The following is a 21,623-nucleotide window of genomic DNA, read 5'->3' as shown; positions in this document are numbered from 1 at the left end:
CCAGCCTGTAGACGCTTTCCGGCCACAGGTACTCTGCGACGGCGATCCGGCGAGCCGGACGATCATCTGCCGGACAGGAGCCCCCTCCGCCGGTTGCACCGACCCTCAGGAGTACCGCCCGTGAACGGAAAGCGCCGTCGACTGCTGCTGGCCGCCGTCGCCCCCCTGCTCGAACCCGGCGAGCAGGTCGAGGTGACGTCCGTCGTCAACCTGAGCTCCGTCTCGGTGCGCCGTACGGCGGCCTTCGCGGCGGCCTCGGCCCTCATGAGCGCCGGCGCCATGGCCGTGGTCCCGACGCCCACCCCCATGTACCTGGCGATGACCGACCGCCGCATCTTCATCTTCCGCGCGAGCCCGACCTTCGCCCGCCCGGAAGAGCACCTGATGACCATCCCGCGCGCCGGCCTGGTCCGCTCGGAGATCAGGGAACGCGTACTGAACTCGTCCTTCGTGATCTCCGCCCCCGGCAGCGAGAACAGCCTGAAGATCACCTTCCCCCTGCTCGGCCGCAAGGAGCGCGACGCGGTGGCGGCAGCGCTGCCAGTAGCAGACTGACACCCCACCGGACCACCGCAAAGAGCCGGTACTGGGCGCATGCCCCTGGCGCGGCCGGGCCGTCCACAGCCTGTGGACACATTGGTCTACCGGAAGACTGTCGCGGGATGCTCCGTCTCGTCTGACGCTAGCCCTCGGGGAAACCCGTACGGTCGAGGGGCACTGGCCAGAGGCTCACCGCTGGCGGCTGCTGGGGCGACCGACCCTCACTGTCGAACGCCGTTGGTCGGCCCTGGGGCGCCCCAAGTCCGCTGTCGGCAGAGCCTCGCAGAGGTGGCGTGCACACCTGTACCTGTCGCAATGATCAGCCGTGATCACTGTGGTTGCTGCAGTCCGTGCGGTACCGCAGCGGTCAAAGCAGGCGATCCGCCTGGTCGTACTCGGCTGCCCTGAACGTGGGCCAGTACGTCATCTGGGGCTGGGACCGCTCGATCATTGCCGACAGCGTTTCGCCATGCAGAGTGCGTACGCCAACCTCGGCTCCATCCGCACCTGCGAGATTGTCCACGACATAGAGGTAGTACTGCTCGGGGTTCGCTCTGGCGGCCTCCACCTGCCGGTGTTCCAGTGGCAGAGCTTCGCTGCGGGCGGTGCGGCTGAAGGCCTTCACCTCGATCATGCGAGGAGGACTTTCGATGTCGTACGGAAGGCCCGAGGTACGGACGTCCTTCGGATCGCGGCCGGCAGCACGTTCCAAGGCCATCACATGCATGACCGCAGCGTGCTCTGTCTCCTTGTTCCCCACCATGCCCCCTATGGTCAGCCGACCCATAGTGCCGTGAGGACCCTCAGCTTGGGAAGCTAGGGGCGTTTGGGAGAGATCGCCGGTCTGACCTTCGGTGATGCCGTCTTGGAGCTTGGTTCTCCGCCGCTCGGCTCCCCGCTGTTCCCCGTGGTTCCCCGTACGATCTGGCACGGGTCTGGCACGGCCGTGTGGTCGAGCAGCGCGGCTAGTTCCCTTAGGTCGTCCTCGACCATGGCCTGAGCGAGGCGTCCGGCGATGGCAACAACCTCTGGCCAGGCAGATGTCCGGAGATGCTCTGCGTCGGTGTCGTTGGGCGCCTCGGCCGCCGCGGCGTTAAGCGCGGCACCGAGCTGTCTCATCAGAACGACCTCTTTGGCAGTTCGAAGGCTGACGCCGAGGTACCGCTCTGGCTCGTCGGCGTCGCAGAAGTCGTCGAAGAGTGTGTGGCAGACATGGTCCAGGTCTTCAAACGCCGATGGGTCAAGCCACACGTCCCGCGGCCATGGTGGATTGGCCAGAGCCAGCACCACAGGTACGACGTGGACTCGGTGGTTCGCGATGAGTCGGGCGTCTTCGCTCACGGATCGAGCGTAGCGACGGAAGCCGGTGGCAGAGGCTGGCCTTTGCGGAGCACCGCTTCAGGAGTTCGCTCCATCGGCCACCCTGGAGCCTCGACGCCCTCGCTCGCCCTGCGCGTTCGGTCGTTCAAGGGTGCCTGTGTACGCCGTCGTTGATGTCAGCTGGTGATGTCAGGTTGGATGGTGTGATGGAGCGCGTTGAGGCAGAGCTGTTCACTGATGGTGGCAACGACGCTGTGGTTCGCCTGCCTGGTCGGAGGTTTCCGGGTGTGCTGATGCAGGGCGACTCCCTTCACATCCTTCGTAGCGATCTGGCTGAGGTGGTTGAAGGGTGCGAGCGGGGCGACCTGGCCGAGGCTCGGGAGTCAGCCGGCCTGCTCCTGGCGGGCCTGGACGTTCTACTGAAACGCTACGTAGGCCGGGGGCGCGCTGACCTGCTGTGCGACTACGCGGCGTGTGACGAGTCCATGAGGTCTTCCCCGTGAGTGCGGTTACCTGCGAGCACTACCGAAGAGGGCATGCCGACACGTGATAGCGGATATCTTTTCCCAGCAGATGCGTTGGGAACCGTGCTGCGTAGCTGTGTCCTAGACACGGTTGGGCTGAGCTTGAGGTGGGGAAATGAGCTTGATCGAGGAATTTATTGACCGCTACACAAAAGAGTATGATTTTTACGGCAGGGCGGCTAATCTTGTCGCTCAAATCCTAGAAAATGATCTACGGTCTTCCGGTGTTCGATGCATCGTAAGCCATCGAGCGAAAGAGGTCGAAAGACTTAAAGATAAGTGCATCCAGCGAAATTCCGAGAAACGATATGAATCGATCGAGGGTATTTTTGCAGATATCGTCGACCTGGCTGGTGTTCGAGTTGCCTTGTACTTCCCCGGAGAATTGGAGCTCGTAGACAAGGCGATTACACGACTCTTTGACCAGTGGGACACAAAAAGGATCTTCCCGGGGGCCGAGGAAGTCCCAGAAGGGCGCAGCTTTTCGGGGTATTCAGCAGTGCACTACCGAGTGCAACCTAGGGAAAAATTCATCGGCGATGCAGACAGGAGGTACTTGAAGGCCCGAGTAGAGATCCAGGTGGCATCCGTGCTGATGCATGCCTGGTCAGAAGTGCAACACGATCTTACTTACAAACAGATGGCAGGAGATCTTTCAAGCGAAGAGCATTCTATTCTTGATCAGCTGAACGGCCTTGTGCTGGCTGGCGAGATTTCTCTCAGGCTTCTACAGGAAGCTGGCGAAACTCGCGTCGCACGCACCGGCGCCAACTTCTTGAACCACTATGAACTTGCGGCACATCTACTGCGGCACGCGAACGACGCTCTAGCAGAACCTGTCGGTGACTCGGGGCTCGGTAAGGTCGATGACCTTTTCGCGCTGCTCAAGCGACTCAACATGACTACCCCTGCCGATCTAGCGAAGTATCTTGAATCCCTCCACGGTGCGGTTGCAGAGCGTCCGTTGGCGGAACAAGTTGTAGACGCGCTCTTGGCAGAGGACTCGGCACGTTATGCAGTTTACAACGATATTCGCAGCGCATCTAATTCGTCGCACATAGATAGTTCGGATGCTGCGCGCGATACAGCGAATGCGATGCTTGAATTTTTGCAGGACTGGGTCGAACTTGAAACTACTCTTAATGATTTGGCGCAACAATCTGGAGTGTCGCGTCGCTCCACCATGCCGGTGGCGAACCTGGTGAGGATTTTGGATATCCCCTATGGGATCGGAGACGAGATCGACCTCCTTCGCCGCATGAGGAACGATGTTGTCCACCTCAGGCGCGAGTTCTCTGTAGCTGAATTCGACGATGCAACAAAACGAATCAAACACATCAATGCCATGCTGAAGGGTGGGGGCGCCGGCGTCGCCACCAACCCGTGAGGTGACAAGCCACCAGAAGCCGTAAATCGACTACCAGTTCGATTTAGCGTGCAGTGGTCATCAAGTGACGCTTGCACGCAAGGGTTATATCGGAAGCCTCCCCAATACCGTCGCAGTGTGTCACCATACGTGTACGCGCCCGCAAGTGGGGCGCAGACGCTGAAGGCGTGTGTTCAGCCTGAAGCTGTGGGGGACCATGTCAGCCGGCCAGCAGGCCGCTAAGCGAACTACGGGTGGGAAGCGTTGCGGACGGACTTCGGCGATCTCGTCATCGAACAAGCGATCGTGCACGTCGTGCCACAGCGCAGGCGAACGGATCCCAGTGAAGATATCCCTCTGAGCGAGGCGCCATGTAATTTGAACCATGACGTGCGCACTGCCCTGCAAGCGCGGCTACGAGGTGTCCTCGCTCATACGGGACGGGAAATAATAGAAAATCCGGATTCGAAATCTGCCCTTCCTGATTATGTCTATGCATTTCTTACCGGTGAATCTAACCTAGTCGATGTGTCCGTGGACTTGGTCCATTTGCTGAGGAGCAGTCAGTCAGGTGTGAACTCGGCAGGATTGCTCCTTGTGGCCGAAGCTCGGCTGGGGAGTCAAAAATCCTTATTGATCGTCAAGCTTGAGCAAGAAACTGGCATGCAGGCCACTGAAACAGTCGTGAATGGTTTGCGCACCTTTGACGTGAAGTACCTAGCGGACCTGCTGTTCACGGAAAAATCGAAAATTCACAAGGTGGCGTTGTTCTCTGAGGATGGTATTGGCGAAGACCGGGTTGAAGGGTGGGCGGCAGACCGGCAATTGTCCGGAAGGATGGCTGTCTTCTTCCTGGAGCGATTCTTGGGCTGCCAGCAGAAAGATGAACCGCGAGAGGTAACCCGCCGTTTCCACGATGCGGCAACTAAGTGGATCAATTCACACATTGCGGATCCGGATAAACGCGTCAACTACGTCGTCGCGACATTGGCGGAACTCCAAAGCCCTACGCGTTTCCTTAATCCAGTCACCTTTGCCCAGCAGCACCTAGATGTCGTTCATAGAGACGATTTCATCGAGTACTTGCAAGCGGCCGACGTACCCTGTCGGAATTTTGATAAGGACATCGAGCAGCTTGAAAGCCGCCTCAAGAATATGCGAGTCGCATTCGCCAACGGTGCTTTCATCGTTGCCCCCGTTGGAGACAACGAAGCTGATAACGGCGACATCATATTGAAAGATCAAGGTGATGGCACTACGAGCGTAACAATTACGGGCACGGTGACGACTGCCACTGCGTACGCCCCGCCAGGAGGAGGACGACGCACTAGGCGCAGCAGCCAAGCGGGCGGTCGAGGTACGGCGGATGGAGATATCCCTGCCCCCGGGGCAGACGACCGTGATGGATGAGGTTTTTTCTAGGTATCGGCGCGAGCGTCCACGCATAGAGATCGCCGCTAGGTTGACTGCGGCTCACTTGAGGCGGCGTGCAGCGCGTGCGCGGATTAACTGTGAGGTCTCTTACCGGGCTAAGGAAGTCAGTAGCTTCGTAACTAAGGCCCAGTACAAGAATTACGTGGATCCCTGGAAGCAGATTACTGACAAGGCCGGCGTGCGCGTGGTGGTTCAACACGAGGGCTTGCTCGATCCGATGCTCCATCTGATCCAAGAGTCACTCAACGTAGTCGGGGAACCAGAGGATGATCGTCTTATCGTTGGAGCGGAAGATCGCCTCCAGTACCCACGTCTCCACGTTCAGGTGATCGCCTCTGGCGACCAGGTGAGTGATGACGGGAAGCCATACGAGTGCGAGATCCAGCTTCGCACGGAGGCCATCGACTTGTGGGCCAGGATGTCGCACAAGCTCATGTACAAGGCTGAGGCGGCGGTCGTACCATCCAATGTCAGACGCTCGCTGTACCGTTTGATTGCTCTGATCGAGCTTTACGATCTTGAGGTCCGACGGGGGGTTGAGGCCATGGCGCAGTACCCCGATGTTGCCCAGAGTAACCGCCTCCTGGATGAAGCGGAACATCTCTTCCGAACGTTCACGGAGCATAAGCCCCGACGCGACCTATCTGAAGAGGTCGTTGACGTACTGGTGAAGGCCATTCCTGACCCTGGCGGGTATCCTGAACGGCTTTCGAGATTCATCGATGATCGGCGAGCAGACCTTGAACGCGCCTACAGGGACTATGGTCCCGAAAGTGATCATTTCCTGCGTCACGGGCGATATATTTTGGCGAGTCAGCCAGAAAGCTTAATCATCTTTGAGCGCTTATCAAGTTCTAAGCTCCTGCTTCATGGCCGTTGGGTCGACGAGCTTCCGGAGTCCATGTTGAATGATATGGCAGATGCCTGGGGTGTTTCTCTGTGAGTCAGCTTGCAAAGCCTGAGGCATCAGGAGTTGTTGCTGCTACGGCAATGTTCGTTGAAGTCTTAGTTGTCGGTATCGGAGCGCTTCTTGGCGTATTCGGCTGCTTGGCATCCATTGCTGGCTACGCTAACCTGCAAAAGGTCGCCCCTATCCTCGGGTCTACACCGGCCTCCGGCGCGGCACTTGCATTTGCGTACGCTCTTGGAATTGTTTTCGATCGCGCTGCAGATCATCTCCTGACGTTGCCCAGGAGGCGGCTGAGAAGGCGCTACTTTCCGACTGATGTTGCCTACGATGCTGCTCGACGCGTAATTCTAGATTCTCCGCACCTGGTGGCTATGTCAGACTATGCGCGTTCGCGTATGAGGATTTGTCGCGGATGGCTACTGGACTCTCTGTTGCTATCGCTAGCAGCTTCGCTAGCTATCTGGCGTTTTCCCGTCCAGAATCGACCGCTTCTTTGTGTTGCGGTGGTGGTGGTTGGCGGACTATCTGCGGCTGGTTTCTATATGGCTTGGCGGAGCATCACTGTAACCGGCTACAAGAAGCTCGCGCAGCAGGCGTCTGACGCAGCGGTATCTCTCCCAAACCAAGTTCCGAGCCATGAAGACGACGTGGCGCCAAACACATGAGGTCGGCGTAGCGGCTTTGGGGTGGCGCTGCTTTGGCGCGAGGGATCATGGCCCCGTAAGCTTCCGGCGCGTCGGGCAGTCTGTGGACCTGCCCGGTAAAGCACGACGTTGGGGCCATGATCTTCGAGGCTCGCGCCAAAGTGGCTCCGTAAAGCCGTGGAGCCGACCGCCCCAGCCACGGCGTACCTCTTCTCTGGCGTCAGGTGGCTACAGGCTTTGAGCGCGGTACGGGCGCCGGCCGGGCTGGAGCGGGGCGGAGACAGGAGCGCAGGCCCGGCCGGGGGCCGGGCCGCGCGCGGTGAGCGGAGCGAGCCGCCTTGAACCAGTAGAGAAAGTTGTAACTCAGTTGGTCGGCTGGGGTCTGAAGGCATAGGTACAGGCCGGAAGTTCAGCGGCCTGCCGGTGTGCGAGGGGCAGGTAGCGAACTGGACGGATGGTCCAAGTGATGCGGAGTTGAACGTGCTTGATGGTCACCGTGCACGGCTCGGAGCGTAGGAGAGCCCTCCTCGTCTCGGCGCGGTCCTCGTGCAGCCATGCCCACGCTTCGTCCGAGGCGTCCGAGTCGAGTGCCGGTGAGATGGCGCGGAGTGCGATGGCCACCCATCGGTCTGCTTGGGATGCGGAGTACGCGTCGAACGATGCTCGGAGTGCCGGCGGGTCCGGCTTGGTGACGTGTTCGGTCCAGCACTCGCACCAGTAGCCGCGGACTGTCCCGCTCACGAGGCCGCTCCCATCCGGTGGGCGGTGAGGACGTAGTGGGCGTTCTCGTCATGCAGGGTGAGTTGGTAGCCCGTTCCTGCGGTCATGTGGGCGAGGGCTCGTTCGTGCTCTGCCTCGTCGATCAGCCAGTGCAGTCCGGGCTGCGCGTATGCGGCGTCGAGCTGGTCGGTGATGTGGCGCGTGCGCTCTTGTAACCAGCGCAGGGCCAAGCGCGGGCTCGTGGTGTCGTGTGTCCCCAGGGGGATGGAGTGGGCCGCGTGCGAGGGGTAGGCGGCAGCCTGGCTGCGGTAGTGAAGGGGGCCACTGTCCGCGTCCAGTGCTTCGGGATGCTGAGGCGTCAACACTGGTTTCCCCCTGCCAAGCGGGCCCGGGTGAAGAGCTCCGCGGTGACCGTGTAGCCGCCGTGGCTGTCGTAGACGACGACCCGGTGTGCGAGCGCGCTGACCATGCCCAGGCCCCGGCCGTGCTCGGCCTGGTCGTCCTGGTGCTCGATCTTCGGAGCCGTGCCCGTGCCTCCCTCGTCCGTGACCGAGAGGGCGACCACCTGCGGGGACACCGCGAGCGCCAGATGGAAGCTGCCCGTCTGCATGCCGCTGGCGGTATGGAGGATCGCGTTCGCGCTCAGCTCGCTCACGATCAGCTCGGCGTCGTCGGCCAGGGGAGATCCGCGCAGGATGTCCCGGGTCCAGCGGCGGGCCCGGCTGACCTCTTCCGGGAAACCTGGGCAAGACAGTCCCCAGACCCGGGCTCTACTCGTATACTCGTGCATACAAGTTCCTTCATGCTGGTAGGCCGCCATGTGCAGCGGGTTCGGGCTAGACGAGTTTCACGCCGTCGTGGGCGCGGATGGCCGGCGGAGACATCGCGTCGAGTGCGTCAAGGACGCGGATCGCGTAGGCCTCGTCGGCAAGGTCGATGACTTCTTCGCGGGTGGCCCAGCGCAGTGCGCGGGTCTCGTCTCCGGTGGTGGGGGTGCCGTCGGCTGCCTGGCAGCGGAAGACGAGGGAGACGATCAGGCCCGTCATGTTCTTGTAGACGCCGGTCAGGGTTGCAGGGAGCTCGATCTTGATGCCGGTCTCTTCGAGAACTTCGCGCTGGAGGGCTTCGGGGATGGTTTCCTCGCGTTCGAGGATTCCGCCCGGGGGCTCCCAGTGACCGTTGTCGCGGCGCTTGATCAGGAGGGCCCGGCCTTGGTCGTCGACGATGACCCCGGCGACGCTCACGGAGTGCGGGCGTTCTGTGCTCACGTTCTTTGGCCCTCTCGGCTGACTAGGCTCTCCACCGTAGCAACAACACTCGCCCACTCGTCTAGATACCTAAAGGAGTACGCGTGACGTCTCTACCGAGCATTCTTGGCGACCTCGACCCGACCAGTGATCGGGCAGTCTTCCGGCAGATCGCCGACCAGCTGCGCGAGGCCATCGACCGTGGGCGATTCAAGGAGGGGGAGAAGCTGCCCTCCGAAGCTGAGCTGGTCGAGCACTACGGCGTTTCCCGGATGACGGTCCGCAACTCCTTCTCGGTTCTCCAGGGCGAGGGCCTGGTGCACGCCGAGCACGGCAAGGGCGTCTTCGTTCGGCCCCGGCCCCCGGTGCGGCGGCTCGCCTCGGACCGGTTCGCCCGGCGCCACCGCGAGCAGGGCAAGTCCGCGTTCATCGTGGAGGCCGACGCCGCCGGCAGTCACCCGAAGGTGGACAGTCTGGAGGTCAAGGAGGAGAAGGCCAGCCAGGACATCTCCACCCGCCTCGGCTCCGTGCGGCGCGTGCTCGCCCGGCGTCGCCGGTACCTGCTCGACGGACGGCCGGTCGAGTTCGCCACCTCGTACCTGCCGCTCGACATCGCTCGCGGGACGCAGATCGCCGAGCCGAATCCCGGCCCCGGCGGCATCTACGCCCGGCTTGAGGAGCTGGGCCACCAGCTCGACCACTTCGAGGAGGAGATCCGGGCCCGGATGCCCTCGCCTTCTGAGGTCAAGACGCTGCAGTTGGCCTCCGGTGTGCCCGTGATCCACCTGATCCGCACCGCCTTCGACACGGCTGGGCGAGCCGTGGAGGTCTGCGACACGGTCATGGCGGCCGACGCCTACGTCCTCTCCTACCAGCTCCCGGCGAACTGATCGGCGGTGCGCGAGGCCACTTCCCCGGACTCGTACGCCCCGACACGCATACTCGTATAGACGAGTGGCCAAGTTGTGTGGCAAGGTGGTCCACGTTCCGGCGCCGCCGGGTTCGAAGACTGCATCTTGTCTAGACGAGTAGATGGGGAAGAAGCCTTGCGCACCATCCGTGTGGAGACCTCGGCCGCGACGATCCTGCTGACCGAGGCGCCCGAGCCCAAGGTCCGCGACCGGCAGACGGGCGAGATCGCGAAGGACGCCGTCAGCGGTGAGGCGCTGATGACGATCGGCGTCGTCTACATCGAGGAAGGGGAGTCGTCGCTGATCAAGGTGACCGTTCCGGAGAGCGGGGTGTCGGAAGGGCTCGCCCTCGGTGCCCCGGTCTCCCTGCCGGGCCTGGTCGCCCGGCCGTGGGAGAGCGTGTTCAACGGGCAGCAGCGTCACGGCATTGCCTTCCGGGCCGCCGCCGTCACTCCGGCTGCCTACCCGGCCGCTGTGGGGGCTGCGGCCTGATGACCGACCTGGCAACGCTTCTGGAGGTGGGTGGTCCCGTCGCCGCGCTTGGCGGTGGGGCCGCCTACGCCCGGGCCAAGCACCCCGGGGTGTACTGGTCCACCGTCGGCTTACCGATATCCACGGTCCGGCTCCTCAGCTCCTACAGCTCGGTCATGGAGGCGTGCGGTCTGACTGTGGCGCCCTCCCGGCTGCGGGTCCTGGCGGTCAAAGCCACCACCCGCCGTGAGGTCCGGCCCGTGCCGCCGCGTCGGGGGATCATCCGGCCGACCGCGACGGGGCTGCGGGTCCGCCTGCGGCTTGCCCCGGGCCAGGAGCCCGCCGACGTGGCCGCCTCCGCCGAACGGCTGCGGCACGCCTGGGGCGTCCACGCCGTCTACGTGAGCACGGTCAAGCCGGGGGTGGTGGAACTGCGGCTCGTCGGCTTTGACGTACTGCGGAAGGTTCGTATGCCCCGCAAGCTCCACCCGGACCTGCTGCGGGTGCCGGTCGCGCTGCGCGAGGACGCCACGCCGTTCGTACGCGACTACCGCGCCGTGCCGCATCAACTGACCCTTGGCGCCACGCTGTCCGGCAAGTCCATGTATTTGCGTCACCTCGTCGCCGGACTCGCCCCTCAGCCCGTCGCCCTGGTTGGCATCGACTGCAAGCGGGGCGTGGAACTGGCGCCCTTCGCCCCACGCCTGTCAGCACTCGCCACCGACCCGGAACAGGCCGCCGAGCTGCTGCCCGTACTCATCAAGGAAATGGAGGACCGGTACGACCTGATCAAGTCCCGGCAGGGCATCGCGCCGAGCACCCCGGACGAAGAGATCACCTCCGACATCTGGGGCCTGCCCGACCACGAACGCCCGGTTCCCGTCGTGCTGTTCGTCGACGAGGTGGCCGAACTCTTCCTCGTCGCCACGAAGAAGGACGAGGAACGCCGGGACGAGATGGTCACCCAGCTCATCCGCCTCGCCCAGCTCGGCCGGGCCGCCGGCATCTACCTGGAGGTCTGCGGCCAGCGCTTCGGCGCCGAACTCGGCAAGGGCGCGACCATGCTGCGGGCCCAGTTGACTGGCCGCGTCTGCCACCGCGTCAACGACGAAGCCTCAGCCAAGATGGCGCTCGGCGACATCGCCCCCGAAGCGGTCTCCGCCGCCTGCGCCATCGCCCCCGAACGGCCTGGCCTCGCCGTGGCCGGTGACACCTCCGGCGGCTGGTCCCGCATCCGCACGCCGTACCTCTCCCTCGGCGACGCCGCCGATGCCTGCCGCGAGTCGGCCCACATGGTCCCCGACCTGCCCGCGCTCAAGCCCTTCCGGCCACACGTGCCCGTACGGCCGACCGCCGAGACGCCGGACCCGGTTCTGTGGCCCCGGCCAGTGACCGACTGATCCACGTCTCAACGCATCCCCGGTCGGCGTGACCGCCTCACGCCACGTCCCTACCCCTCCCATGCCTGAATCCGGAAGGAGCCGCAGCATGCGTGCCCACCTGGCCCGCGTCGACGCGGTGCTCGTCCAAGCGGTCATCGCCGCCGCGCTGTCCTTCGCCCACCTGCACGACGTCGCCTCCGCCGCCGGACAGGACGGGTGGAAGGCGTGGGCCTACCCGATCAGCGTTGACCTGCTGCTCGTCGCCGCCTGGCGCCGACTGCGCTCCGGGGAGGCGAAAGCGGCCGGGTGGTGCTGGTTCCTGATCGCCCTCGCCGCATCCCTCGGCGCGAACATCGCCACCGCCGGACTGCTCGACCTCGACCACGTACCGGCCTGGCTCCGCATCCTCGTCGCGGGCTGGCCCGCGGTCGCCTTCCTCGGCGGAACCCTCCTCGCCCACTCCCCGCCGGCATCGCACGACGAGACCAGTGACGCCGTGGACGGAAAGACGTCCGAGGAGATCGAGGGCCAGGAGGACGCCGTCCTCGACCCCGCACCGGAACTCCCGGCGCCTCCGGCAGTCGATCCGGTACCGATTCCGGCAACGCCCCCGCCTCCGGTTGCCGTCCCGACCGCTCTGGTCGAGCACGCCCGCAAGGTCGCCGCCGAGCACCACGCCCGCACCGGGACGGCCATCGACACCCCAACCCTGCGCGCCCGCCTCGGCGTCCCGCCGCCCATGGCCGACGCCATCGCCGCCCAGCTCTGAGAGGAGACACCCACGTGAGCGCCAACCGCCGCTTCCGTTCCGTCACCCGCATCGGCCCGGTCCAGGTCGGCACGTACTACGACGGTCGCGGCCGGGAGAAGCACACCGCCGTCTGCACGGCCCCGCGCTGTGGCTTCTCCGCCGACTACGACAGCCGTGCCGCCGCCGAACTGGCCGCCCGTACCCACCGCTGCCCCGTCCGCTGAAAGGACCCGCACACCGTGACCGTCAGTCTCCCGCTCGTCGTCGTCCTCGGCTTTTTCGCCTGGGGAGCGGTCAAGTTCCTCGGGGTTCGCACGTGGATCGTCGTCCTGATTGCCCTTTTCGGCTTCTGGCTCTCGCACACGTTCATGGCTCCGGCCATCGAGTCCGGTACGCGCTCCGGCGTGGACATCGTCAATGGCTCACATGACTAGACGAGTAGGTAAGGAGAGCTTCGCTGTGTTCCTGCCCAAGTACCCCGACAGCCCGACGCCGCCGCCCGCGTACCCCCACGCCGTGGCCGACCAGGCGCCCGCGCGGCGTCCCGCCCCTCAGATCTCCGCCAGCACGGGAGCGGTCGCGGCCGTCCTCGTCGGCGGCGTCGTGCTGACCGCGCTCCTGGCCGCCGTCGCCGTCACTGCCGTCTCCGTGGCCGTCGCCGCCGTGGTCCTGCGCTCGATGCTCCGCGACCAGCACCGCCGCTGACACACCAGGCCCCCGGGGCGGCCTCGATACCGCCAAGCATCCGCCGCCCCGGGGCCCTTTCCCTCCAGCCGAAACCAGAAGGAGAAACCATCATCACCCGCGCCACTCCGCCCCCGCTCCACGAACTCGGCGAACTGGCCGCCCTGGGCACCATGCCCGCACTCCTGCGCCAACTCGCCGGCCTCGGCGGCTGCATCCACCCGATCCGCCTCGACGGTTACCGCACCGAGTACGACCTGAACACCCGCACCGGTGAGATCGGCAACGTCCTCCACCACCTCGACTCCTCCAGCCTCCCGACCGGTCACCTCCTGGTCCGCTGCAACAACCGCCGCACCACCCGCTGCGCGGCCTGCGCCGAGGTCTACCGCCGCGACACCTTCCACCTGATCACCAGCGGCCTGCGCGGCGGCAAGGGCATCCCCGAACGCGTCGCCGCCCACCCGCGCGTCTTCGCCACCTTCACCGCGCCGAGCTTCGGCCCGGTCCACAACCGCCCCAGCGGAGCGGCCGGTTCGGTCCGCCGCTGCCGGTGCGGCACGCTCCATGACCAGGACGACCCCGCACTCGGCACCCCGCTCGACCCGGACACCTACGACTACGAAGCAGCCGTGCTCTGGAACGCGCATGCCGGTCCGCTGTGGCGGCGCTTCTCGACCTACCTGCGCCGGGAGGTCGCCAAGCGCGCCGGCCTGACGCAGCGGGCCTTCCGCGAGCACGCCCGGGTGTCCTTCGCCAAGGTCGCCGAGTACCAGAAGCGCGGAGCCGTCCACTTCCACGCCGTCATCCGCATCGACGGCCCCGAGGGCGGCGACACCCCGCCTCCCGCCTGGGCCACCGCCGAGCTGCTGACCGACGCCATCCAGGCCGCCACCGCCGCCGCCCGCGTGGACGGCCCGATCCTCGACGGGCGGGCGCATGCCTTCGCCTTCGGCCGTCAGCTCGACGTGCGCACCATCCGCTCGGCCGACTTCGACGGCGGCCAGGAGCTGACCGAGCGGGCCGTCGCCGCGTACATCGCCAAGTACGCCACCAAGGGCGCCGAGACCGCCACGGGAGCTCTGGACCGGCCGCTGAGGTTCCTCGCCGAACTCGCCCAGCTCGACATCAGCGACCACGCCCGCCGGCTCGTCCGCACCGCCTGGACCCTCGGCGCACGCAAAGACCTCGAACACCTCCGCCTGCGCGCCTGGGCCCACATGCTCGGCTTCCGCGGCCACTTCTCCACCAAGTCCCGCCGCTACTCCACCACTCTCGGCGCCCTCCGCCACGCCCGCGCCGAATGGCGCCGCGCACAAGCCCTGGAGGCGGCTGAGACCGACCCGGACACGACCCTCGTCCTCGCGCACTGGATCTACGCCGGGACCGGCCTCACCGACGCCGAAGCCTGGCTCGCCGAAACCATCGATCCCGCTCCCGGAACGGAAGGAGAGCCCACACGTGGCTGAGCGCTATCTATCGGTCGGGCAGGTCGCCGAACTGCTCGGCACCACGGTCCGCTTTCCTCGGCGACTCATCGAGGAGCGGCGTATCCGCTACGTCAAAGTCGGTCGGCACGTACGTATCCCAGAAAGCGCCCTTGCCGAGTTCATCTCGTCTCATACGGTCGAGCCGATCCGGCGGCCTCGCGCTCGCTACGGGAGGGCTGCCTGATGGCCAACAATCGAGGCAGACGGCGCCGCTTCGGAGCAATCAGGAAACTGCCGTCAGGCCGCTATCAGGCTCGCTATCCAGGACCTGACGGTGTGATGCGTCCCGCTCCCTTCACCTTCGAGACGACGGCGGACGCCGATGACTGGCTCGCCGAGAAGCAGACCGAGATCCGCCGTGGTGAGTGGCGTGACCCCGATGCGGGCGCGGTGAGTTTCCGGGCCTACGCGGAGAAGTGGGTGGAGGAACGGGAGCTCGCGCCGCTGACGCAGGACCTCTACCGCTACCTCCTCGACAAGCACCTGTTCGCCTTCACCGACCTGGACTTGGACGAGATCACCGCGCCCCGCGTCCGGGAATGGCGGGCTGAACGGCTGCGGCTCACGGGTGCCAAAACGATCACGGCAAAGGCGTACCGCCTCCTCAAGGCCATCATGGAGACGGCCGTTGATGACGAGCTGATCACACGCAACCCGTGCCGCATCAAGGGTGCGGGTAAGGAGAAGGCCGCTGAGCGGCGTATCGCCACCGTCGACCAGGTGGACGCCCTCGCCAACGCGGTGGGCATGCGGTGGCGGCTCATGGTCTACCTCGGCGCCTACGGTCCGCTCCGGCCCGAAGAGCTGGCCGGTCTCCGGCGCCGGGATGTCGACCTTGACCACTTACGGCTCCGAGTCCGCCTCGCCGAACCGGAGCGGATGAACGGGCGCCGCGTCCAGGGCGACACCAAGTCCGAGGCAAGCACCCGGACTGTGATTCTTCCCGCCTTCCTCCGCCGGGAGCTCCGTTGGCACCTGGAGTCCTACGCCGAGCCGGGCCCGGACGGGCTGCTCTTCGTCGGTGAGAAGGGCGCTCCCTTCCGGCGGAGCACCTTCGGGCGGAAGTGGCGGAAGGCCCGGGAGGCCGTCGGCATGCCGGAGGGCTTCCGGTTCTACGACCTGCGGCACACCGGGCACACGCTCTCCACCCGATCCGGTGCCACCCTGAAGGACACGATGGTGCGCGCCGGACAGTCCTCCGAGAAGGCCGCGCTGATCTATCAGCACTCCGACGAGGAGCGCCAAGAGGAGGTTGCCGCCGGCCTCGACGCCACCGTCCGGAAGGCTCGGGAGGAGGCTGCCCGGAAGACGGCCGAGACACCTTCTGGCACGGATCTGGCACGCGGCCAGTGATCACCCCGGACAGCAAAACGGCCCAGGTCTCTGACCTGGGCCTTCTTCGTGGAGCGGGTGACGAGAATCGAACTCGCGCTCTCAGCTTGGGAAGCTGATGTTCTACCATTAAACTACACCCGCGTAAGACGCCGACCGGAGTCGGTGTCCGAATGCTCGCCCACTCTACAACATGCCAGGCCCCCGGTGTCCGTGCCGTGGGGCCTGATGGTGTTTCAGGGATGAGATGCGGCTGCGGGGGAACGGAGTTGGGGCGTACCGTGTGGGCGTCGAGGAGGGGCCGGGCGGGATCGGAGTGCCGCCTGGAGGGCCGTCCCTTTGATCCCGTACTGTGGCTTTTGTCGTCAGGCGAGCAGCAGCCGGACGCGGCTCTTGGGGAAGGGACTCTTGGACTTGATGGAGCGCACCGTCGTCCGTTGTGCCGATGGGCACGTGTTCACCACCGCTTCGTTCCCGATGCAGCAGGCCGAGCGGCTCGGCCCCGGGCGTCTGCTCCGGTGCCCGCGATGCGCGCGGCTGCGGAGCGTGGTGCCCGTCAGCGTCAGCTACCAGAAGCAGTAGCGGGCACAGCGGCACGGCAGACAGCAGTACTCAGCAGCAGCGCAGGCGCGCGGTGGTGTCCGGTTGCGGGCGCTCCGCGCGCCTTGCGTATCCTCGGGGCGTGCTTCTCTCAGACAAGGACATCCGGGCCGAGATCGACGCCGGACGGGTACGCATCGATCCGTATGACGACGCGATGGTGCAGCCGTCGAGCATCGACGTGCGGCTCGACCGCTACTTCCGGGTGTTCGAGAATCACCGGTACCCCCACATCGACCCCGCCATCGAGCAGGCCGACCTGACCCGGCTCGTGGAGCCGGAGGGCGACGAGCCGTTCATCCTGCACCCCGGGGAGTTCGTCCTCGCCAGCACCTACGAGGTCATCACGCTGCCCGACGACCTCGCCTCCCGGCTGGAGGGCAAGAGTTCGCTGGGGCGGCTGGGGCTGGTGACGCACTCCACGGCCGGGTTCATCGACCCGGGCTTCAGCGGGCACGTGACCCTCGAGCTGTCCAACCTCGCGACCCTGCCGATCAAGCTGTGGCCGGGGATGAAGATCGGGCAGCTGTGCATGTTCCGGCTCAGCTCGCCCGCCGACTTCCCGTACGGCAGCGAGCGGTACGGATCGCGGTACCAGGGACAGCGGGGGCCGACCGCCTCCCGGTCCTTCCTCAACTTCCATCGGACCCAGGTGTGAGCGGCGCGGACAGGGGCGGCACGGACATGAGCGGTGTGCGGGAGAACCTGACCTACGAGAAGTTCGGCGTCGCCGTGCGCGAGCTCGCGCAGACGATCGCCGACGACGGCTATGAGCCCGACATCGTGCTCAGCATCGCCCGCGGCGGCGTCTTCGTGGCCGGCGGCCTCGCCTACGCCCTGGACTGCAAGAACATCCACCTGGTGAACGTCGAGTTCTACACGGGCGTGGGGACCACCCTCGAGATGCCCGTCATGCTGGCGCCCGTGCCGAACGTCATCGACTTCTCCGAGAAGAAGGTGCTGATCACCGACGACGTCGCCGACACCGGCAAGACGCTCAAGCTGGTGCGCGACTTCTGCCTCGACACCGTCGCGGAGGTGCGCAGCGCCGTCGTCTACGAGAAGTCCCACTCGCTGGTGAAGTGCGAGTACGTGTGGAAGCGGACCGACGAGTGGATCAACTTCCCGTGGAGCGTCGAACCGCCCGTGGTGCGGCGGGCCGGGCAGGTGCTCGACGCCTGAGAGCGGCATGAGGAAAGGGCTCCCCGGCCGGGGAGCCCCTTCCTCATGCGTGCGGTGGGTCAGACCGTGCCCAGCTTCACGATCGACAGCAGCGCGATCAGCTGGATCGCCGACGCGCCCAGCGCCTTCGGCCAGGGCAGGTCGTGGGAGCGGCCGACCATCAGCGTCAGCAGCACGCCGCCCGCGACCCAGGTCGCCCAGCCCAGCAGCTGCACGAACATCGCGTCGCCGCCGGCGAACATCGCGAAGACCAGGCGGGGGGCGTCCGTGAGGGACATGATCAGCATGGACAGGCCGACCGTGGGCTGCCAGGCGCCGTCGCCGCCGAGCTGGCGGGCCAGGGTGTGGGTGACCACGCCCAGGACGAACGCGCTGAGCACCATCGCGACGGCCGTCGTCAGGACGATGGGGATCGCGTTCGAGAGTGTGGCGTTTATCGCATCCGCGCGGGCGCCGTCGAAGCCGAAGACGGCGAGCAGCCCGTAGAGGAACGTGACGATCAGGGCCGGGCCCCACATCGTGTAGTCCCGCATCTGGAGGAACGTCTGGTTCGGGGCGAGGACGATGCCCCGCAGCAGGGCCTTCCAGTGCAGGCGCGGGCCGACCGGGCCGGGCGGCGGGGCCGCCGAGCCGGCGCGGTAGGTGTCGCCCTGGATGTAGGGGTCCTCGCCCACCGAGAAGGCCTGGGTGTGGCCCGGGTTGTTCGCCGCGTACGGGTCGTGCGGGCCCTGGGGGCCGGGCGGGTACGCGCCGTCGCCGAAGTACTCCGGCTCGCCGTGACCGCCCTGGCCGCCGTAGCCCCCGCCGGGGCCGCCGCCGGCGTTCGACTGCGGCCAGGTGGGGCCGCCGCCGCTGCCGTACGGCGGCTGCTGCTGCGGGTACGGCTGCGGCGCCGGCGGGTAGCCGTAGGACGGCCCCTGCGGCGTCTGCTGCCCGTACGGAGGGTGTTGCGGTCGCGTCTGAGGAGCGCCGTTGTTCCGGCCGCGTCCGATCCTGAATCCAGCCACGTCTTCGAACGTACCTGGTCCCGGGCGGTGGCGTGCCGGGCCCGGGCGTCCGGGCCCGGCTTTGCGGCCGAGCTGTGACATCCCTTAAGGGGCAGGGCCCTTGGGCGTCCGTGAGTCGTCGGGGTTCGGCCGTACGGGTCCGGCCGGGGGCCTCGCCGGGGCGGCTGGAGCATGTCCTGCCCGGTCGCCCCGCCGGGGCGGCTAGAGCATGTCCTGCCCCAGCCGCAGGTAGCCGGTCGTCGACATGCCGAAGGAGCCCGGCCCGAAGCTGACCGCGTTCTTGGTGGTGATGCCCGAGGCCGAGCCGCGCAGGCTGTAGACCGCGCCCGAGGGGTGGTTCTCGCCGTCGGAGCCGACCGACAGGTCCGCCTTGCCGTCGCCGGTGAGGTCGGACAGGCGCACCGAGGAGCCGAAGCGGTCGGCGGACTCGGCGGTGCCGGGGACACCGGCCGTGTCCTGGGTGAACGACTGGGCGCCGGTGGTGGTCAGGCCGGTGGCCGAGCCGCGCAGGACGGTGACGCCGCCGGCGATCTCCGCGGCGCCGACGTCCTCGTGGATCGTGCCGACGGCCAGGTCGCCGAAGCCGTCGCCGTTGACGTCGGCGATCGACAGGTCGTTGCCGAACCAGTCGCCCTCCTCGTCCGCGCCGGGGACGCCGGGGGTGTCCTGGTCGATCGTGGCCTGCGGGCTGGTGCGGGCGCCGTCGGGGCCGCCGGGGTAGACGCTGACCGAGCCGCCGAGGCTCTTGGCGTCGCCGCCGTAGTCGGCGGTGACGACGTCGGCGTGGCCGTCGCCGTTCAGGTCGCCGACGGTGGCCAGCTCCCAGCCGCCGCTGGTGAGGAACGTCTGGTGGGTGAGGCCGGAGGCGGCGCCGAGGAAGACCATGGCACCGTCCTCGTAGTCCGAGGCCCGGCTGCCGGTGGCGACCAGGTCGTCGGTGCCGTCGCCGTCGATGTCGCCGGCGGCCAGGCTCTGGGCGCCGGCCAGGCCCGCGCCGCCCCGCAGGCCGGTGGCCAGCTCGGAGCGGGACACCGAGCCGTTCGCCTTGCTGAAGCTCCGGTGGATCCAGACGTCGCTGCCGGTGCTGCCGGTGGCGAGGTCGGGGCGGCCGTCTCCGTCGAAGTCGCCGACGGCGAGGGACATGCCGTACTCGTCGTGGGCGGAGACGGCCGGGTCGGTGACGCCCTTGCCGCCGGACAGGCCGTTCTTGCCGCCCCAGACGACGGTGACCGAGCCGCCGTCGGCGTCGGAGCCGACGTCCTCGCCGGTGCTGCCGACGACCAGGTCGGCGTAGCCGTCGGCGTTCAGGTCGCCGGAGGCGAGGGCCTTGCCGAAGCGGTCGCCCTGCTCGGCGGTGCCGGGGACGCCGGCGCTGTCCTGCGTGAGGACGGTCCGGCGGGCGGCCGCGATGCCGTTCGCGGAACCGTAGGTGACGACGACGGCGCCGGCGTCGGCCTTCCCGGCGACCGGGGTGTAGGGCGCGGCGGTGGCGAGGTCGCGGTAGCCGTCGCCGTTGAAGTCGTCGGCGTGCTTCGCGGGCGCCGCCGACGCCGGGGACACCAGGGCGAGCGGGGTGAGACCGGCGGTGAGCAGGGCGGCGGCGAGTGCGGCCGCGGTCTGCCTGCGCATGGGGGAACCTCCAGGTGAGGGGGGTGGGGGAAGGCCGGGTGATCAGGGGGTGAGGGCGGTGCCGTAGCCGGGTGTGCCCGCCGTGGAGACGCCCGTGGTGCCGGGTCCGAAGCTCGTCGCGCCGGACGTCGTCAGGCCGGTGGCCGTGGCGCGCAGGGACCACAGCGCGCCGTCGCCGGCGTTCTCGCCCGGGGCGGAGACCGCCAGGTCGGCGCGGCGGTCACCGGTGGTGTCGGTGAGGGCGACGCGCTCACCGAACCGGTCGCCGTTCTCCGAGGCGCCGGGCACGCCCGCCGTGTTCTGGGTGTACGACACCGCGCCCTTGGTGGTCAGGCCCGACGCCGAGCCGTACAGCACGGTCACGGCTCCGGCGGCCCAGTTCTCGCCCGCGGTGCCGATCGCCAGGTCGGCGTGCCCGTCGCCGTTGACGTCGCCGAGCGCGACACCGCTGCCGAAGCGGTCGCCCTTCTCGGCGGCGCCGGGCACCCCTGCGGTGTCCTGGGTGAGGACGAGCGGGGCGCGGTCCGGGTCGACGCCCGCGGGGCCGCCGTAGACGACGGAGACCTTGCCGCCGAGGGCGCCGTCGGGGTCGGCGGCGGGCTCCCGGTCGTTGCCGACGGCGATGTCGGCGTGGCCGTCGCCGTCGATGTCGCCGACGGCGGAGACGGACCCGCCGGGCAGGTTCTGCAGCCAGTCGTGGTAGTTGCCGATCTCCATGTCGGCCAGGGCGGCGGTGGCGGCGCCGTTGTGCGCGGCGCGGCCGTGCAGGACGACGCGGGGGTGGCCGTCGCCGGCGACGTCGCCGGAGGAGAGGTGGGTGACGCCGGCGGTGGTCGACCACCAGCTGTTGCGGGAGCCCGAGGCGCCGTCGTGCGCACCGGTCTTGGTGAGGGGGCCGTTGACGAGGGTGAGGGTGACCGGGCCGGTGGAGCCGACCGCCACGTCGGGGTCGCCGTCGCCGTCGAAGTCGCCGGCGGCGAGGGTCTGGCCGTAGCGGTCGTAGTCCCGGTCGAAGGGGCTGTGGAGCGCACGGGCGCCGCTCAGGCCGGCCGCCGAGCCCCACACCACGGTGACGGTGCCGTTGTTGGTGTCGTACGCGTCCTCGCCGGGCACGCCGATCAGCAGGTCGGCGTAGCCGTCCCGGTCGAGGTCGGCGGAGGCCAGGGCGGAGCCGAAGGCGTCGTCGGCCTCGGCGGCGCCGGGCATCCCCGCCGTGTCCTGGGTGAGGAGGGTGCGCGTGGAGGTCTTCGGGCCGGCGGTGCTGCCGTAGACGACCGAGACGGCGCCCGCCTTCGCCTTGCCGGAGACCGTGGCGCCGGGCGCGCCGATCGCGAGGTCGGTGCGGCCGTCGCCGTTGAAGTCCCAGGGGGCGGCGGCGGTGGCGGCGTGGGCCGACACGGTCAGGGTGAGCGGGGTCAGGGCCGCCGCGAGCAGGACGGCGGTGATACGGGTCCGCATGGGGGTGGGTGCCTCGCTGTG

The 21,623-nt window shown here is 67.2% G+C and carries 26 protein-coding genes and 1 tRNA gene; 17 read left to right on the top strand and 10 right to left on the bottom strand.

What is annotated here, in order from left to right:
• Positions 1-120: 120 nt before the first annotated feature.
• Positions 121-555, top strand: a complete 435-nt coding sequence (locus ACIGAN_RS09860; RefSeq protein ID WP_365090494.1) for a hypothetical protein — start codon at positions 121-123, stop codon at positions 553-555.
• Between the two features lie 352 nt (positions 556-907).
• Here ACIGAN_RS09860 and ACIGAN_RS09855 read toward each other — a convergent pair whose 3' ends face one another.
• Complete coding sequence (locus ACIGAN_RS09855; RefSeq protein WP_399856500.1) at positions 908-1,303, bottom strand: DUF3883 domain-containing protein; 396 nt, start codon at positions 1,301-1,303, stop codon at positions 908-910.
• Positions 1,304-1,356: 53 nt separating this feature from the next.
• On the bottom strand, positions 1,357-1,881 hold the full coding sequence (locus ACIGAN_RS09850; RefSeq protein WP_399856498.1) for an SCO4402 family protein: 525 nt from the start codon (positions 1,879-1,881) through the stop codon (positions 1,357-1,359).
• Positions 1,882-2,033: 152 nt separating this feature from the next.
• On the opposite strand from ACIGAN_RS09850, the gene ACIGAN_RS09845 reads away from it, so the two are divergent.
• The 4 genes from ACIGAN_RS09845 (at position 2,034) to ACIGAN_RS09830 (ending at position 6,127) form a co-directional block, all read left to right on the top strand.
• Positions 2,034-2,363 (top strand): DUF6959 family protein, encoded by a 330-nt coding sequence (locus tag ACIGAN_RS09845; protein ID WP_399856496.1) that lies wholly within the window; start codon positions 2,034-2,036, stop codon positions 2,361-2,363.
• 136 nt (positions 2,364-2,499) lie between these two features.
• Positions 2,500-3,771: a hypothetical protein gene (locus ACIGAN_RS09840; protein ID WP_399856494.1), complete on the top strand. Its 1,272-nt coding sequence runs from the start codon at positions 2,500-2,502 to the stop codon at positions 3,769-3,771.
• 285 nt (positions 3,772-4,056) lie between these two features.
• A complete protein-coding gene (locus tag ACIGAN_RS09835; RefSeq protein ID WP_399856804.1) occupies positions 4,057-5,160 on the top strand; it encodes a nucleoid-associated protein in 1,104 nt (367 codons plus the stop codon).
• Positions 5,117-6,127 carry a hypothetical protein gene (locus tag ACIGAN_RS09830; RefSeq protein WP_399856492.1) on the top strand — a complete coding sequence of 337 codons (1,011 nt, stop codon included), beginning with the start codon at positions 5,117-5,119 and terminating at the stop codon, positions 6,125-6,127. The genes ACIGAN_RS09835 and ACIGAN_RS09830 overlap by 44 nt, the downstream gene beginning before the upstream one ends.
• A gap of 974 nt (positions 6,128-7,101) precedes the next feature.
• Here ACIGAN_RS09830 and ACIGAN_RS09825 read toward each other — a convergent pair.
• The 4 genes from ACIGAN_RS09825 to ACIGAN_RS09810 are packed head-to-tail and all read right to left on the bottom strand — an operon-like array spanning position 7,102 to position 8,702.
• Entirely contained in the window at positions 7,102-7,479 is a 378-nt protein-coding gene (locus ACIGAN_RS09825) for a hypothetical protein (protein WP_399856490.1), read from the bottom strand.
• Positions 7,476-7,823 carry a hypothetical protein gene (locus tag ACIGAN_RS09820; RefSeq protein WP_399856488.1) on the bottom strand — a complete coding sequence of 116 codons (348 nt, stop codon included), beginning with the start codon at positions 7,821-7,823 and terminating at the stop codon, positions 7,476-7,478. Before ACIGAN_RS09820 ends, ACIGAN_RS09825 begins: the two co-directional genes overlap by 4 nt.
• Positions 7,817-8,248, bottom strand: a complete 432-nt coding sequence (locus ACIGAN_RS09815) for an ATP-binding protein (protein ID WP_399856486.1) — start codon at positions 8,246-8,248, stop codon at positions 7,817-7,819. The genes ACIGAN_RS09820 and ACIGAN_RS09815 overlap by 7 nt, the downstream gene beginning before the upstream one ends.
• Positions 8,249-8,294: 46 nt before the next feature.
• Entirely contained in the window at positions 8,295-8,702 is a 408-nt protein-coding gene (locus tag ACIGAN_RS09810) for an NUDIX hydrolase (RefSeq protein WP_395572766.1), read from the bottom strand.
• A gap of 107 nt (positions 8,703-8,809) precedes the next feature.
• Here ACIGAN_RS09810 and ACIGAN_RS09805 point away from each other — a divergent pair, with 107 nt between their 5' ends.
• The 10 genes from ACIGAN_RS09805 to ACIGAN_RS09760 all read left to right on the top strand — a co-directional run bounded on the left by ACIGAN_RS09805 (position 8,810) and on the right by ACIGAN_RS09760 (position 15,747).
• On the top strand, positions 8,810-9,595 hold the full coding sequence (locus ACIGAN_RS09805; protein WP_399856484.1) for a GntR family transcriptional regulator: 786 nt from the start codon (positions 8,810-8,812) through the stop codon (positions 9,593-9,595).
• A gap of 156 nt (positions 9,596-9,751) precedes the next feature.
• Positions 9,752-10,108 (top strand): SCO3933 family regulatory protein, encoded by a 357-nt coding sequence (locus ACIGAN_RS09800; RefSeq protein WP_399856482.1) that lies wholly within the window; start codon positions 9,752-9,754, stop codon positions 10,106-10,108.
• Positions 10,108-11,487, top strand: a complete 1,380-nt coding sequence (locus ACIGAN_RS09795; protein ID WP_399856480.1) for an FtsK/SpoIIIE domain-containing protein — start codon at positions 10,108-10,110, stop codon at positions 11,485-11,487. The genes ACIGAN_RS09800 and ACIGAN_RS09795 overlap by 1 nt, the downstream gene beginning before the upstream one ends.
• 88 nt (positions 11,488-11,575) lie before the next feature.
• A complete protein-coding gene (locus ACIGAN_RS09790; RefSeq protein ID WP_399856477.1) occupies positions 11,576-12,238 on the top strand; it encodes a DUF2637 domain-containing protein in 663 nt (220 codons plus the stop codon).
• Positions 12,239-12,252: 14 nt separating this feature from the next.
• Entirely contained in the window at positions 12,253-12,444 is a 192-nt protein-coding gene (locus ACIGAN_RS09785; RefSeq protein WP_399856475.1) for a mobile element transfer protein, read from the top strand.
• 15 nt (positions 12,445-12,459) lie between these two features.
• Positions 12,460-12,654 (top strand): hypothetical protein, encoded by a 195-nt coding sequence (locus ACIGAN_RS09780; RefSeq protein ID WP_018471713.1) that lies wholly within the window; start codon positions 12,460-12,462, stop codon positions 12,652-12,654.
• 25 nt (positions 12,655-12,679) lie between these two features.
• Positions 12,680-12,925, top strand: a complete 246-nt coding sequence (locus ACIGAN_RS09775; RefSeq protein WP_399856473.1) for a SpdD protein — start codon at positions 12,680-12,682, stop codon at positions 12,923-12,925.
• A 152-nt stretch (positions 12,926-13,077) separates the two neighbouring features.
• On the top strand, positions 13,078-14,373 hold the full coding sequence (locus ACIGAN_RS09770; protein WP_399856471.1) for a replication initiator: 1,296 nt from the start codon (positions 13,078-13,080) through the stop codon (positions 14,371-14,373).
• Entirely contained in the window at positions 14,366-14,578 is a 213-nt protein-coding gene (locus tag ACIGAN_RS09765; RefSeq protein WP_094054607.1) for an excisionase family DNA-binding protein, read from the top strand. The genes ACIGAN_RS09770 and ACIGAN_RS09765 overlap by 8 nt, the downstream gene beginning before the upstream one ends.
• Positions 14,578-15,747: a tyrosine-type recombinase/integrase gene (locus tag ACIGAN_RS09760; RefSeq protein WP_399856469.1), complete on the top strand. Its 1,170-nt coding sequence runs from the start codon at positions 14,578-14,580 to the stop codon at positions 15,745-15,747. The genes ACIGAN_RS09765 and ACIGAN_RS09760 overlap by 1 nt, the downstream gene beginning before the upstream one ends.
• Before the next feature lie 49 nt (positions 15,748-15,796).
• Here the strand turns inward: ACIGAN_RS09760 and ACIGAN_RS09755 are convergent.
• A tRNA-Gly gene (locus tag ACIGAN_RS09755) sits at positions 15,797-15,870 on the bottom strand.
• Between the two features lie 538 nt (positions 15,871-16,408).
• Here ACIGAN_RS09755 and dcd point away from each other — a divergent pair.
• Positions 16,409-16,984 (top strand): dCTP deaminase, encoded by a 576-nt coding sequence (dcd, locus tag ACIGAN_RS09750; RefSeq protein WP_309097764.1) that lies wholly within the window; start codon positions 16,409-16,411, stop codon positions 16,982-16,984.
• Positions 16,985-17,010: 26 nt separating this feature from the next.
• Positions 17,011-17,508: a phosphoribosyltransferase gene (locus tag ACIGAN_RS09745; RefSeq protein ID WP_365090523.1), complete on the top strand. Its 498-nt coding sequence runs from the start codon at positions 17,011-17,013 to the stop codon at positions 17,506-17,508.
• A 59-nt stretch (positions 17,509-17,567) separates the two neighbouring features.
• Here ACIGAN_RS09745 and ACIGAN_RS09740 read toward each other — a convergent pair whose 3' ends face one another.
• The 3 genes from ACIGAN_RS09740 to ACIGAN_RS09730 all read right to left on the bottom strand — a co-directional run bounded on the left by ACIGAN_RS09740 (position 17,568) and on the right by ACIGAN_RS09730 (position 21,602).
• Positions 17,568-18,596 carry a Yip1 family protein gene (locus ACIGAN_RS09740; RefSeq protein ID WP_399856467.1) on the bottom strand — a complete coding sequence of 343 codons (1,029 nt, stop codon included), beginning with the start codon at positions 18,594-18,596 and terminating at the stop codon, positions 17,568-17,570.
• A 120-nt stretch (positions 18,597-18,716) separates the two neighbouring features.
• Positions 18,717-20,144 carry a VCBS repeat-containing protein gene (locus ACIGAN_RS09735; protein ID WP_399856465.1) on the bottom strand — a complete coding sequence of 476 codons (1,428 nt, stop codon included), beginning with the start codon at positions 20,142-20,144 and terminating at the stop codon, positions 18,717-18,719.
• A 42-nt stretch (positions 20,145-20,186) separates the two neighbouring features.
• The gene (locus ACIGAN_RS09730; protein ID WP_399856463.1) at positions 20,187-21,602 is read right to left on the bottom strand and encodes an FG-GAP-like repeat-containing protein; all 1,416 of its coding nucleotides are present in this window, start codon (positions 21,600-21,602) and stop codon (positions 20,187-20,189) included.
• Between the last annotated feature and the right edge of the window lie 21 nt (positions 21,603-21,623).

The sequence above is a fragment of the Streptomyces sp. NPDC085931 genome (genome assembly GCF_044540565.1).
Taxonomy (GTDB): domain Bacteria; phylum Actinomycetota; class Actinomycetes; order Streptomycetales; family Streptomycetaceae; genus Streptomyces.
Note: the sequence above shows the minus strand (reverse complement) of the source record. Positions and strands in the feature narration are given on the sequence as shown.